Origin of the sequence: Streptomyces hyaluromycini, from assembly GCF_002217755.1 — a bacterium.
Lineage (GTDB): Bacteria > Actinomycetota > Actinomycetes > Streptomycetales > Streptomycetaceae > Streptomyces > Streptomyces hyaluromycini.
This window is the reverse complement of the sequence record NZ_BCFL01000019.1, coordinates 433,012-446,586: the sequence shown is the minus strand read 5'-3', so window position 1 is coordinate 446,586 and position 13,575 is coordinate 433,012. Positions and strand designations below refer to the sequence as shown.

The following is a 13,575-nucleotide window of genomic DNA, read 5'->3' as shown; positions in this document are numbered from 1 at the left end:
CCGTGCGGCGGCGCACTTGAGGGAAGGAGACGCATGCCGGATCACGACGTTCCGTCGCAGCGCCCGTCCGTTGCCGTACTGGCCTGCGACCCTCTGGTCCGGGACGGTGCGGCCGCGTACCTGGAGGCGGACGAACGGGTCGAGGTACTCGCGCCCGGTGACCTGGGGCACGCGGATGTCGTGGTCCTCGTCGCGGAGGCGGTCACTGGCGAGACAATGTCCTGCCTGAACCACATCAGCCGGCGCACGGAGGGCACAGCCCGCGTCGTGCTGGTCACCGACGAGATCAGTGAGGAGCAACTGACCCTCGGTGTCGCCTACGGAGTGGTGAGCCTCCTGCCGAGGTCCGGGACCGGCCTCACCCGGGTCGCCACCGCGGTGCTCAAGAGCCACTCGGGCCGTGCCGAGCTGCCGTCGGCCCTCGTGGCGCGGCTCGCCGCGCTGACACGTCATCCGTACCGGCACGACGCGGCACTGCGCGACCTGGACACGGCGGGCCTGGTGCCCCGCGAACTCGACGTGCTGCGACTGCTGGCGGAAGGCCTGGACACGGCGGAGATCGCCGCCAAGCTGAGCTATTCGGAACGTTCGATCAAGACCATTGTCCACGATCTGACGAAGCGTCTGGGGTTACGCAACCGTACCCATGCCGTCGCGCACGCCATGCGAGCCGGGCTGCTGTGAGGCGCGGAGCGAGCAGGGCGTACCCACGCGGCCGCCGCACCGGCGCTCGTCGAGAGCCTGCGGAACCGGTGACGAGAGAGACACTGCCCATGGATCACGACCGTCTGACCCCCCACGACCCCCTCCACCCACCGGCCCTACCGGCCCCATCGGCAGAAGATCCAGAGCCGCCGGACGCGCACGATGTGCTGACCCCGACCCCGCGGCAACGCGGCCGCCGCGCCCGCCGGTTGCTCCGCCACAGCCGCTCCAGCACGGTGCTGTTCATGAGTGTCGCCGTGATGGGCACGGTCCTGGTTTCCACACCCATGATGATGTCCTCACGCAGCGGAAGGAATGAGGCCAGGCTCCCGTCGTCCTCCTGCTGTTCGCAACAGACGTCGCGGCCAAAGCACAACAAGCTACCGGCGCACGGCGGGCCGAGCACGCCCGCACCGATCGCCGACGGCAGGACGTCGGCCGAGGCAGCCCCCTCCAGCGCCCCCGTACCCGCACCGACGGTGACGGTGACGGTGGGCCCCTCGCAGGCGGCGAGCCCCACCCCGCGCTGGACCCGGACGGTCATCAACGCGACGAGCCGGCTGACACCGGGCCAGTCCTGGTCGACGGACCGCATCACCCTCGCGTTCCAGAGCGACGGCAACCTGGTCCTCTACGACCATGACGGCTCTCTGCGCTGGCAGTCGGGGACCGCCGGGCGCGGGAACGTGGCCATCTTCCAGTCGGACGGCAACCTCGTCGTCCACGCGGCGGACGGCACCGCCGTCTGGGCCAGCCAGACCCAGGGTCACAACGGCGCGCGACTGGCCCTGGACCGGGACGGAGTGGTGCGCATCTACTTCGGGGCAGATGTGCTCTGGAGCAGCAACTGACGGTAGGGCGACGGCCCGCACCCGGTGGGTGCGGGCCGTCGCCCTACGGTCGTCCAGTCAGCCGGCCGATCGGTGCGGGGTCGACTGGACGACCCACACGGCGATCTGAGCGCGGGAACCGAGTCCCAGAGTGGTGCGGATGTTGCGGATGTGGGTGTCGATCGTCCGGGGCGAGAGATAGATTCGCTCGGCGATCTGACGGTTGGTCAGCCCCTGGGACACCAGCACGGCCACCTGCCACTCACGCTCGCTCAGCGGCGAACGGGGGGAGGTCTCGCGCTCGGTGACGGAGAACAAGTCCTCAGCACAGCGCTGGATTTGAGATACCGTCAGCTCTCGTCCAGCCGTGATGGCCGCCGCCACCTGCCGCTGGGGCAGCGCGGCAATCACGCCGGAGCGCACGGCGTCCACCTGCCCATACCACCACCCGTCGGCGGACGGTACTTCCGAGCGCAGTTCCCCGGCCTTCCCCAGCAGTTTCAGCGCCCGCTCGGGGGCCCGGCCCCGCGCGGCGAGGATCGCCAAACCCTCCAGGGCACCAGCGCTCCACACCGTCCGTCCGTCGGCGCAGCGCAGCAACTCGGTCAGCCGGTCGGCGGCCTGCACGTGATCGTCGTCATGGAGGGCCACGGCCGCTCGTGCCAACAGGAGGGGCAGCAGCGGACCGGCGACGGGTTCGTCCCGTACGACGGAGAGCGCCTCGTCGACGGTCTCCGCCATGTGGTCCACCTCCCCCGTCGTCAGCACCTGCCGTGCCAGCAGGTACAGGCACAGCGCGACCATTGGCATGTCGTCCTGGAGACGACTCGCGCCCAGACACTGACGCAGCCTGCGGATGGCCGCCTGACCGCGGCCCGGTCGCTCCAGCAGAGCGAGCAGGGCACCCGTACGGGCGCTCATCGCGTGGTCCCCGATGCGCAACGCCTCGGTCCGCGCCCGCTGGGTGAGCAGTCGAGCGGACGCGTCCAGACCGTGCCACATGGCGAGCACCGCCTGCGCGGACAATGCACGGAGGCGGTGCCGCGCGGCCGGTTCGCCGCCTCCCGACGCGAGGCCCAGGACCGGCGCGGGAGCCGGAACCTGTGTAGGGGACGAACCGGCTGCCGGGGCGCCCATGAGCATGTCCAGCGTCTCGACGGCGGCGTTGAGTAACACCCGGCGCTCGTCGTCGCCCGCGCTCGGCCGGGCGAGCACGTGTTCCAGGTTGACCCGCTCCCCAGCGAGGCGTCGCGCACCGGTGCGGCCGAGTACGCCGGTGTCCCCGAAGTCGCCCAGGACGGTGACGAACCAGGCGGCGGCGCGTTCGCGCACGGTGTCCTGCTCGGCGCTGTCCGACAGATGGTCGCGTGCCGAGTACCTGAGCGTCTCCGGCATCCGGAATCGGGCCCCGTGCGTGACATCCGGGACCGCCGTGATCAGGGATTTGGCCGCCAAGGAGGCCAGCAGTCCTGGGACGGCCGCGGGTTCGAGCGCCGACTCGACGAGCGCGGCCGCCATGTCGGGTCCGAACCCGCCCGGCGCCTCCGCCAGTACGCGGAACAGATACTGTTCGTCGGCCGTCAGCCGGCCGTAGCTCCAGTCGTTGGCCGCCCGCAGGCTCCGGTGGCGGGGTACCGCGGTCCGCCAGCCTTCGGCCAGCAGGTGCAGCGGCGCCTTGTCCAACTGTTCGTGGAGCTCCGCCACCGGGAAGGCCCGTGTCTGCCGTGCCGCCAGTTCGACGGCCAGCGGCAGACCTCCCAGCCGGGCGCACAACGCGCCGATGTGACGGGCGTTGGCCGTGGTAACCCGGAAACCGGGCAGCACGGCGCGCGCCCGGTCCGCGAACAGCCGCACCGCGGGAAAACGCAGCAGCTCGGCGGGACTGCCGTCGGTCTCCTCACCGCCGCCCGGGGGAGCCGGAAGTCCCGCGATCGGGTACACCACCTCCCCGGGGTGCCGCAGCGCCTCCCGGCTTGTGGCCAGCACTCGCAGCCCTGGGAGGCGGGAGAACACCTCGGTGAGCGCCGTACCGCAGGCGTCGAGCAGATGATCGCAGCCGTCCAGGACCAGCAGCCGGGCGCCCCGATCCGCCGGGTCCGCGTTCTCCGGGCGCGTGAGTTCGTCGGCGATGCGCTCCCGTACGTCCCGCAGATCCGCAGCCGCGTCCAGTTCGACGTACCCGACCGTCGTACGCCCGGCGCGCTGCCGCGCCGAGGCGGCCTCGATCGCCAACCTGGTCTTGCCCGCGCCGGGCGGACCGGTCAGAGTGACCAGCCTTGCCTCGCCGATCAGGTGGACGAGCTCGACGAGTTCGTCGGTACGGCCGACGAAACTGGTCATGTGGGCCTGTGCCGCCATCGAGGAACCGGCCGCCACGTCGGTCGACCGCAGCCGCATCCGGTAGGCCCGCTGACGGCACGCGCCGGAGCAGTAACGGGGTGTCGAGCGGCCGGGGAGGGCAGCGGGCAGCGGTCCGCCACAGGCGGCGCAGCCGTGCCGGGGTGCGGTGGTCACCGGCGCCGCCCACCGCTGCCGGACCCGCGACCGGTGACCGGCTTGCCCGTGGCGGGCCGCGGAAAACGGGACACGGCACACCGTTGGGCGCCGTGCGGGTCGTCGTCCATGTACATCATGTCCTGCTCCCTGTGCCAAGAGTTTCCGAGCGCTGCGATCGAAGTAACGGATGGCGATACGTCCCCGTTCATACGGAGATACGAGCATTCATCCGAAGTCTCGGTCGGGTACCCGAGCACCGAGCGCCGCCGGAACAAGTGGCCAGCCGACGTCGTACCAAAGCGCCACGCCGCGTCCCGGGGAGGAGAGCGGACAGGGGATGGAGTGACGTTCACCCACAAGAACGGCCGCCCGGGCCAATCGGCATCAAAGTAACCGGTGGTAAAGCGCGGTCTGGGGGCCGTCGCCCCTTCGGACGGCAGGTCAGCCCCTGGGGGCCGCGTGGGCTGCGTGGCGCCGTAACTGCGTGGATTGCCGAGGAGCGGGCGGCCCGCCGTCCGGATCATCTTTTCCACGGGCTTCCCGGACCAAACCTCGGGCCCGCGGCAGTACGAGATCTCCAGAGGACGAAGCCGCACATGGCCGATCCCCCCCGGCACGCACGGTTTCTTCCCCCCGACGAGGAAACGGGCTTATGACCCACGACGATGCCGAAGCGGCCTACCAGTTGCTCCTGGAGCAGCAACGGCGGCTCGCCCCGGCGGTGCGATCCGCAGTCCGTACCGCCTGCGCGGGCTCCCCCGCGCTGGAGCGGTCGGTACTGGCCCTGCTGGCAGCGGACACGAGCGCGGTAAGCCCCCTCCGGCTGCTGGCCCTGCCGGTGTACGGCGCCCTGGCCGGTGAGATGGAGCCCGCGCTGCCGGTGTGCCTGCTGTCCCGGTTGTGGTGGGCCGGTGCGGAGGTGCTGGACGACGTGATGGACGGCGAGTTCGATCCGCGCGCTGCGGGCCTGTCCCCGTCGGCGGTCACCGTCGCGTCCACGGCCTGCCTCACCCTGCTGCCCCAGGAAGTGATCAGCGAAGCGGATCTCCCCGGCTCCCTCAAGGCCTCGTTCGCCCAGGAACTGAACCGCACCACCATCGAAGCGGCCGACGGCCAGCTCACGGACATGGCGCAGGACGCCGGTCACGGCTCCTGGCGGCGGACGATGACCGGCTACGTCGGGAAAACCGGCGCCGCCTACGGCCGGGACGCCGCAATGGCCGCGCTCCTGGCGGGCCGGACCGGGGAGGAGGTACACGGCTGGCGGGTCCTCGGGCGGCTGTTCGGGGTACTGCGGCAGACCGCGAACGACCGGGCACCGCTGACCGCCGACCTGGACACCGACCTGGCCAACGGCACCCCCACCCTGCTGCTGGCCTACGCGTTGGAGACCCTGCCGCCTCCGGAGGCAGCGGCTCTGGGACGCGCTCGCGCGGCCGCCACGCGCGACGCCGGTGCGCGTGGCGCCGTATGGGAGCGGCTGCGGCGGCCGGACGTGGCGGTGGGATACGACCGCAGGATCGCCACGCTCCACAACCGGCTGTCCCTGCTGCTCCACCAGTTGGCCGCACCCTCACCCCACCGGGACGTCATCCAGTGGATGGCCGACGTCTCGGCCGCATCCTCCCGACTCTGCAACCAGGACGGAACCGCAGCATGACCACCCTTGACCCCGCTATCACCGAACTGCGGGCCATGGCCGCCGGCTCGGCCGGCTATGCCCCCGTGTCGGCGGGCCTGCTGGAACGGCTGGCCGACGACATCGAACAGGGCGGACCTGTCTGGGCGTTGATCGGCGACCACCCGCAGATCGACCAGCCGCTGTTCGGCATCCGGGCCGCAGCCGCGGTGCGTTGGCTCATGCTCAGCGGTCTCGCACCCGAACTGGCCGACCACCTCGAACAGTTGACCACAGGGATCGGCGACCCCCAATACACCGAGCGAACCTGGCAGCTGTCCGCCCAGGCCCTGCTGGACCACCCCTGGCACACCCGGGCCGCGCTGGACCTGCCCGTCCAGCAGCACGAACCGGGCCGCGCACGCGTCCTGCTGTCCGGGCTGGGCATGCTGGGCGCGCCGAAGGTGCGGCTGCTGGAGATCGGCGCGTGCGCCGGACTGAACCTGCTGCTCGACCGGTACCGCTGGTACGGGCCCGGCTGGGAGTGGGGCGCCCCGGACTCGCCGGTACGCCTGGCCGCGTACGGCCGGCCGCCTGGCGACTTCACCATCGTCGAGCGCGCCGGGTGCGACCTTGCCCCGCGCGATCCCGCGAACCCCGCCGACGTCCTGATCCTGCACTCCTTCCTGCCGCCCGAACGGGAGGTCGAGAGGCTGGAGCTGGACGACGCGATCGCCCTGGCCGCCCGCTCGGACGTACGGGTGGACAAGGCGAACGCCGTCGACTGGCTGGCGGCCGAACTGGCCCGGCCCACCGACGGCGAGGTGCGTACGGTGGTGTGGCACAGCCTGATGTTGGGCTATCTCAGCCCGCACCAGCAGGACCGCCTCGAGGGGGTGCTGTGCGAGGCCGCCACCCGTATGCCGCTGGCCCGGGTCGCCTTCGAGCCGCACAGCTGGACCCTGCCGCCCCGCCTCCAAGTGACCGTCTACTCCTAGTACCCACCCTCCCGGCGGCCGACGGAGAGACGGCGGTGCCGTGACGCCGGGCCCCGAAAGGAATCACCTCAGCATGTACCGGTCCCCTTACGGTCCTTACGGCCCCGACGCCCCAAGCGGCCTGGCCGTCGAGGCATACGGCATGGTCAAGCGCTACGGGGAGCACACCGCGCTGGACGGCGTCGATCTGGCCGTCCGCGAGGGGGCGGTACTCGGTGTGCTGGGGCCCAACGGGGCCGGCAAGACGACCTTGGTACGCATCCTGTCCACGCTGGCCAGGGCCGACGGCGGCACCGCCCGGGTCGGCGGCTTCAATGTGCGCGACCAGCCCGATGAAGTACGCCGGGCCATCGGTGTCACCGGCCAGTACGCGTCCGTGGACGAGCAGCTCTCCGGGTTCGAGAACCTCTACATGATCGGGCGACTGCTGGACATGTCCCGCAGAAAGGCACGGATCCGCGCCACCGACCTGCTGGAGCGGTTCTCCCTCACCGAGGCAGCCGCTCGGAGAGTCGGCACCTACTCCGGCGGCATGCGCCGCAGGCTGGACCTCGCTGCCGGGATGGTCGGCCGTCCCCAGGTTCTCTTCCTCGACGAACCCACCACCGGACTCGACCCGCACACCCGCAACGAGGTGTGGGACGAGGTCGCCGCCCTCGCCCGGGAGGGCACGGCGGTGCTGCTCACCACGCAGTACATGGAGGAAGCGGAACGCCTCGCCGACGAGCTCACGGTGATCGACCACGGCCGGGTCATCGCCCGTGGCTCGATCGACGAGCTGAAGGCCCAGGTCGGCACGGACACCCTGCAGATACGGCCACTACACCCCGCGGATCTCGCCCCGATGCTGTCCTGCCTGCACACCGCGGGGATCGGCGGTGCCTGGATCGACGAGGACGAGGGGCAGATCGTGGTGACCGCCGCCGACGAGAAGCAGCTGAGCGGTGTACTGCGAGCGCTCGGCACCGCGGGCTTCGACGTCTCCGCCCTGACGGCCCACCGGCCCAGCCTGGACGACGTCTTCCTGGTCCTGACGGGGCATGAGGAGGGGAACGCGCACCAAAGGCCGTACGAGTACCAGGAGCCGGATCCTTACCAAGAGCCGGGTCCTTTCCTGGATCCGCAGGAGGACGCGGCCGTTCCGCCCGCCCCGTCACCTCGTCCCCCACGCCGGACACCGGCGGCCCATCTGCGTCACACCGGCACCCTGGTCCGGCGAAACCTGCTGCACATGAAGGCGGACCCCTCCTCGCTCCTGGACTCGGTGCTGATGCCGGCCATGTTCACCGTGCTGTTCGTCTACGTCTTCGGTGGGGCGATCGCCGGTTCACGGGGCGACTACATCCAGTACATGATCCCCGGCCTGCTCGGCATCCTGAGTCTGATGCTGGCCACGTCCGTCAGCACCGGCATGAACACCGACTTCCGGACGGGGCTGATGGACCGTTTCAGGACCATGCCGATCTCTCCGATGTCGGTCCTGGCCGCCCGGCTGATCTCGGAGACCGTGCGCTCCCTGCTGTCACTGTCGGTCCTGTTGAACTTCGGGATGGTGCTGGGCCTGCGGGTGCTCTCCGGACCGCTGACGGTACTGGCCATGGACGGTCTCATCGTCCTCTTCGGCATGGCCATGGTGTGGGTCTCCGTGCTGGTCGGCATGACCATGCGCAGCGCCCAGGCGGCCCAGGCACTCAGCGGTGTGGTGGCCGTACCTCTGCAGTTCGGCAGTTCGATCTTCGCCCCGGTCTCCACCATGCCGGACTGGCTGGTGTCCTTCACCCACTACAACCCGCTGTCCGCTCTGGCAGACGCGTGCCGCGAGCTGATCAATGCGAAGCCGGCCGGGGAGTCGATGTTGACCGTGCTGCTCTGGTCGTGCGGCCTCACGGTCGTGGCGGCACCGCTCGCGATGGCCCGTTTCCGCAGACGCACCTGACCGCCGACCGGTCGTGTCCCCGTACAGGAGCTGACGATGATTCACACACTGATTGTCGGAGCGGGCCCAACCGGCCTGGTCACGGCCATGTTGCTGGCTGCGGACGGACATCGCGTCACCGTGGTCGACCAGGACCCGTCGCCGCCCGCCGACGGCCCCTACGGCGTCTGGCAGAAGTGGCGGCGGCCCGGGGTGCGCCAGTTCGCCGCCGCGCACGCCCTCGCCCCGGCCGGACACTCCGTGCTGCGGCGGGAGTTGCCTGAGACGGTGTCCGAGGTGGTGCGGTGGGGAGGCCACCGCCACAACATGATCGTCGGCGCGCTGAGCCTGCTGCCCGAAGGCATGGCCGAATCGGGCGACGCACGGTTCGGCACGGTCGCGGCACGCCGCCCGGTACTGGAGGCCGCCCTGCTTGCGGTGGCAGGGCGCACCTCAGGCATCACACTGCGGCGCGGTGTACGGGCCACCAGGCTGTCGGCCGAGGACGCTCCCGGAGTGCCCGGCGGGCACGTCACCGGAGTCGTGCTGGACCACGGCGAACACATCACGGCCGACCTGGTCGTGGTGGCCTCCGGCCGTGGCGGGTTCACCACCGCGCTGCCTGCTGTCACAACCACCGGGCCGGAGGGGAGGGAGCGGGGAACGAACCGGGGATTCCGCTACTACACCCAACACTTCCGCGCCGCGGACGGACACCTCCTCGGACCGGCGCCCTGGCCCCTGCACCACCACGACAGCGTGTCGGTCATCGTCGTTCCCGGCGACAACGGCACTTGGTCGATGACCCTGGTCACGTCCGGCGCCGACCAGGACCTCAGGCGGCTGGCCCACGGCGACATCTGGCAGCGGACGGCGGCCCTGTATCCCGGTCTGGCGCCCTGGGCGCAGGGGGAACCGTTGGGTGGCGTCGTCGCCGTGGGCGGGATACATACTGTGCGGCGCCGGCTCGTGCACGCCGGACGGCCGCTCGTGACGGGGCTGGTGACGGTGGGGGACGCCTGGGCCACCACCAATCCGCAGTTCGGTCTCGGCATCACCCTCGGCATCATGCAGGCCACCATCCTGCGCGACACTCTCCGCGCTACGGACACCGAACTGGTCCTTCACTTCGATGATCTGACAGAGCGTCACCTCACACCTCTCTGGTCAGGGCTGGCCGCCTGGGAAACGCACCGCCAGGCCGAGATAGCCGCCGATATGCGGGGCGAGGCCTACCACAGCCCCGACCCCGCCTGGAACCAGCACGTCGCCGGACGGACCGCCGCCCTGCGGGACGCCGGTGTCATGCGCGCGCTCGCCGAGATCGGTTTCCTGCTCACGGACGCGCGAGAGGCCATGGGAAAACCGGGCCTCATGGCCCGGTTCGCCGAACTGGCCGCGCACGCGCCCCGCTACGCCGACGGCCCCGACCGCCGTGCCCTGCTCGCGGCAACACGAGAGCCTGGTCGCCTGTCGATTTAGTACTCCAGTGGGACTTCACCATTCCCGCTGGTCAAAGGCGCAGTTTCGAGGCTAGCGGGGTGACGGTGAGTCAGGTGCGGCTTCAGGGAAGCCGCTTCGCAATGCGGGCGATTCCGGGCATGGTCGAGGCATGATGGCGGACTTCGTCACGGGACGCTGGACGGCCGAGGGGGAGGATCAGAAACAGCTACTCACCGCCCACAAGTCATCGTCCACGATCCACGGCCGGTTCCCCACACCTCACGACGGCGGAATCGTCGCGCTGGTCACGCTCGATCAGGAACACCCCAGCAAGATCGCGTTACGAACTCTCGGGGACGTGGGTCATGAGTGCCTTGTCCGCGTAGATCTCGTCGAGCAGCTCCGGACTCACCGCGTCGACGCACTCGCCGTCGGCAGTCGACCAGGGCTTCAAGAACCAGGTCGTCGCACACGACCTCGGCCTGGGCGCGACGTCGACATCGTCGAACGCACCCCCGAGCAGCGGGGATTCCTGCCGCAGCCCAAGTACCGGTAGCTTGCGTGTCCGGTCCACCCATTGACGGCTTTTGACAATGATTTGTCACATTCCTGTCTCGATAGCGACAATTACGCCTCTTACAGTTAGGCAGTAGCCGTGAAGCGGCGACCGAATACAAGCCAATCTTCCGGTCGGAGGAGGCTGCCGACCGAGCGTAATCAAATTCGAAGCGAATACGGCACCTTCGCACTGGAATCAGCGAGAGCGGCTCCGCCGCCGAGTCGGCTGTCTGTGTGATCGTCACGGCGGCCAGTTTCCGTTTGAAGAACCAGTCTGCCACTCAGCTCTTCAGATTGGGGATCACGCAAATGAAACGAAACTGATGTCTCGCGAAATATCATTCCGACTGGATGACATCAGCTCAGATTTCGTCTACCTGAGTTCTTGCGCCCTCCAACGCGCGGCTTGACCGATCCTCGCTTGCATGCGCTCGGCGACCTTACCCGCGGCGCCTACTTGTTTACCTTCGGGATGCCGGTGCTGGCAGCTCGAGCGGACCGCACGGTCCAGGACATCGCCATCACCGTTGAGAAAGGGGCTGCTGAAGGGCTCTGCTGGCGCTCGTCCACGCCCACAGACCTTGCCCTCTTCTCCAGCGCAACTTCCCAGTAGGAGTCCGTCAATGTCCTCCATGTCCCGCCCGCCAGCCGACGCCTTCGCCGAACTTGGGCTCGCCCCCGACGGCCTTCACACCGACAGCGACGAAATCGAGTCGGACACCCACCAATGGGCCGCCGAACAGGGCCTGGCTCCCCAAGGCGTGGACGTGCTCCGTCAGGCCCGCTTCCCCCGCCTGGCTGCCCGCATCTTTCCCGCCGAACCCGCCACCCGGGTCCGCACCTACGCCCGCTGGCTGGTCATCCTCTTCGCCCTGGATGACCGCAGCGAGCAGAGCACCGCGCAGCCGGATCACATCCAGACCCTGTACCAACAGATCACAGCCGTCCTGGCCGGGCAGAACGTCGAACCCCAAGACCCTCTGGTACGGGCGATCCGTGAGCAGTGGCACCGACTACCTGAAAGCCTGTCCCCCGCCTGGCGAGACCGGTTCATCCGCCATCTCTCCCGCCACGGCCAGGCGCTGGCCTGGGAGGCAAGATTGAGAGCGGGGCCCCGAGTACCCTCGCTGGCCGCCTTCATGGACCTGCGCCCATGGTCCAACGGCATGTTCATGTGGGACCTGATCGAAGCCGTCCACCCGCACGAGGCCCCCACGCCGGCCACCCGCACCATCGCCTGGCGCTACCTGACCACTTGTTCCAACCAGATCACCGCTTGGCGCAACGATCTCGCCTCGTTCAGCAAGGAATCTGCCATCGGTAACCACGACAACTACGTCGCCGTCCTCGCCCACACCCTCGGGTGCGGACGCAAGGAAGCCTCAACACTGGTGGAACGGCAAATCACCAGCCGCGTCGGAGACCTCCTCGACTACGAAGACGCTCTGCTGGAGCAGTTCCGGCGCCTGCCTGGTCCTGAGATCCGCGCCCTCACGGACACGACGAACACCCTGCGCGCCATCACAGCCGCACACGCCCGCTGGATCGTCGAATCCGGCCGATACCGCACCGCGCCGAATTCCCCCCAGGTGGTGCTGCCAAAGGACCGGGGTAAGCTGAAGTAGCACCAGGACCGCCCCTGAAAGGGCGTTTGATCTAGGCGGATTGCTCTTCATGTTCCAGTAATTTCCTCGCCAGGTGGGTGTCGTCTCGTCCGTTATGCGCTTGGTGAGGTTGTCGATCGAGGGCGACGGAGAGTGTCTTTTTTTTCTTTGTGTAAGCCCGGTGCTCTGTTTGCCTACTGGTGGTCGGTGACGCGGTCGCCGTAGTAGCCGGCGAGGGTGTTGATGGCTTCCTTCCAGTTGCGGGTTCTGCCGGTGGCGTTCGGCCGGTTGGGCTGCCGGTCGCGGATGACCAGGAGGGGCAGCGGCTGCAGCAGATCGTGCGCCGTGGCAGCACCAGTCACTCGTTGGTGCTGGCGGTGCGGGCCCGCTACACGGGGTGTTCTCACCGGTGAGGCGGCGGGCCATGAGATCGGTCATGGCGATGTGGATCACGGCTTCGGAGCGGTGTGGGTGGGTTTCGTAGTCGCGGGCCAGGCGGCCCGGACTCGGCGCCGGACCACCCGTGGACGTGACCGACACCGCCCGCCGCAAGGCCGCCGACGCACTCGAACACCGCCGGCAGACAGCCGCCCGACTTCCCTGGTCCGGCGGTGCGTCAGGCTAGCCGCCGGCTCCCGTATAGCGGCGCAGGCCGGCCCGCCACACGACGGTCGCCGCCAGCACGGCGGCGGCCGTCGTCGCCAGGGCACCGAGCAGGAGGGCCGGGCTGCCCGGCCGTGCGAGTGCGCGCGTCGGCGCACTGGCGATGACGGCGAGCGGCAGGACGTACGTGAACAGCCGCCGCAGGGGGCGCGCGTAGAGGTCGGCGGGGTAACGGGCGAGCTGCCAGACGCTGCCGAACAGACTGTGCAGGTCCAGTCTCGGTGCCCAGAACGCGAGGCTCGCGAAGAGTATGCCCACCGCCCACGTCGTCAGAGTCGCGGCTAGCACCAGCAGCGCCCACGCTCCGAACGCGCCCGCGCCCGGGTGGTGGGCCGACGTGCCCGCACCGGCGAGGACGACGGCGAATCCGAGCAGGATCTGCACGCCGGCCAGGGGCGCCGCGGTGGCGAAGCTGACGAGGAACATGCTGGGTGCCGGCTGCAGCAGGTGGTGGTCGAGCTGTCCCTGCCGCACACCACGGGTCGGGAAGCCGGCGAGGTTCGGGTCCACGAACGTCGTCTTCACGCCGCTGAGCAGCTCGAACGTGCCGATGAGCACCAGCACCTCGGGCTGTGTCCAGCCAGCGAGGCGGCCGGTGCGGGAGAAGATGATCAGCACGGTGGCGATCGTCGAGGCGAGGGCGACCCCCGACAGGACCGCGTCGAACACGAGGTTCGCCCGGAAGGTCAGAGCTTGGCGCAGGGACAGGGAGAAACTCGTGGCGAACAGCTTCAGCAGCTTCACG

11 protein-coding genes and 2 pseudogenes are annotated in these 13,575 nt (G+C 69.6%); 8 read left to right on the top strand and 5 right to left on the bottom strand.

Annotated elements, in window-relative coordinates; all coding sequences use genetic code 11:
- The first annotated feature begins 33 nt into the window (after positions 1–33).
- Together SSP29_RS19885 and SSP29_RS58535 are read left to right on the top strand one after the other, a co-directional pair.
- Positions 34–684 (top strand): helix-turn-helix transcriptional regulator, encoded by a 651-nt coding sequence (locus SSP29_RS19885; protein WP_107436230.1) that lies wholly within the window; start codon positions 34–36, stop codon positions 682–684.
- A 500-nt stretch (positions 685–1,184) separates the two neighbouring features.
- Positions 1,185–1,556, top strand: a complete 372-nt coding sequence (locus SSP29_RS58535) for a hypothetical protein (RefSeq protein WP_167449961.1) — start codon at positions 1,185–1,187, stop codon at positions 1,554–1,556.
- Positions 1,557–1,613: 57 nt separating this feature from the next.
- Here the strand turns inward: SSP29_RS58535 and SSP29_RS19875 are convergent, their stop codons facing one another.
- Positions 1,614–4,049: a LuxR C-terminal-related transcriptional regulator gene (locus tag SSP29_RS19875; RefSeq protein WP_167449960.1), complete on the bottom strand. Its 2,436-nt coding sequence runs from the start codon at positions 4,047–4,049 to the stop codon at positions 1,614–1,616.
- Positions 4,050–4,683: 634 nt separating this feature from the next.
- Between SSP29_RS19875 and SSP29_RS51625 the strand changes: the two genes are divergently transcribed.
- From SSP29_RS51625 to SSP29_RS19860, 5 genes and pseudogenes are all read left to right on the top strand, one after another.
- Positions 4,684–5,691 (top strand): polyprenyl synthetase family protein, encoded by a 1,008-nt coding sequence (locus SSP29_RS51625; protein WP_107436227.1) that lies wholly within the window; start codon positions 4,684–4,686, stop codon positions 5,689–5,691.
- Positions 5,688–6,647, top strand: a complete 960-nt coding sequence (locus SSP29_RS19870) for a DUF2332 domain-containing protein (protein WP_167449959.1) — start codon at positions 5,688–5,690, stop codon at positions 6,645–6,647. Before SSP29_RS51625 ends, SSP29_RS19870 begins: the two co-directional genes overlap by 4 nt.
- Positions 6,648–6,720: 73 nt before the next feature.
- Positions 6,721–7,686 (top strand): annotated as a pseudogene (locus tag SSP29_RS59810) (ATP-binding cassette domain-containing protein); the annotation flags it as partial.
- Positions 7,672–8,583 carry an ABC transporter permease gene (locus SSP29_RS59805; RefSeq protein ID WP_275539770.1) on the top strand — a complete coding sequence of 304 codons (912 nt, stop codon included), beginning with the start codon at positions 7,672–7,674 and terminating at the stop codon, positions 8,581–8,583. The pseudogene SSP29_RS59810 and the gene SSP29_RS59805, both read left to right, overlap by 15 nt.
- A gap of 36 nt (positions 8,584–8,619) precedes the next feature.
- Positions 8,620–10,044, top strand: coding sequence for an FAD-dependent oxidoreductase (locus SSP29_RS19860; protein ID WP_089102035.1), 1,425 nt, complete (start codon positions 8,620–8,622; stop codon positions 10,042–10,044).
- A 301-nt stretch (positions 10,045–10,345) separates the two neighbouring features.
- Here the strand turns inward: SSP29_RS19860 and SSP29_RS59345 are convergent, their stop codons facing one another.
- Positions 10,346–10,579 (bottom strand): hypothetical protein, encoded by a 234-nt coding sequence (locus SSP29_RS59345; protein WP_089102034.1) that lies wholly within the window; start codon positions 10,577–10,579, stop codon positions 10,346–10,348.
- A gap of 607 nt (positions 10,580–11,186) precedes the next feature.
- Here SSP29_RS59345 and SSP29_RS58530 point away from each other — a divergent pair.
- Positions 11,187–12,188 carry a terpene synthase family protein gene (locus SSP29_RS58530; protein ID WP_089102032.1) on the top strand — a complete coding sequence of 334 codons (1,002 nt, stop codon included), beginning with the start codon at positions 11,187–11,189 and terminating at the stop codon, positions 12,186–12,188.
- Positions 12,189–12,361: 173 nt separating this feature from the next.
- On the opposite strand, the gene SSP29_RS58525 is transcribed toward SSP29_RS58530, so the two are convergent.
- From SSP29_RS58525 to SSP29_RS19840, 3 genes and pseudogenes are all read right to left on the bottom strand, one after another.
- Entirely contained in the window at positions 12,362–12,529 is a 168-nt protein-coding gene (locus tag SSP29_RS58525) for a hypothetical protein (RefSeq protein ID WP_167449947.1), read from the bottom strand.
- A gap of 34 nt (positions 12,530–12,563) precedes the next feature.
- Positions 12,564–12,665 (bottom strand): annotated as a pseudogene (locus SSP29_RS59800) (IS5 family transposase); the annotation flags it as partial.
- Positions 12,666–12,788: 123 nt separating this feature from the next.
- Positions 12,789–13,574 carry an ABC transporter permease gene (locus tag SSP29_RS19840; RefSeq protein ID WP_089102031.1) on the bottom strand — a complete coding sequence of 262 codons (786 nt, stop codon included), beginning with the start codon at positions 13,572–13,574 and terminating at the stop codon, positions 12,789–12,791.
- Between the last annotated feature and the right edge of the window lies 1 nt (position 13,575).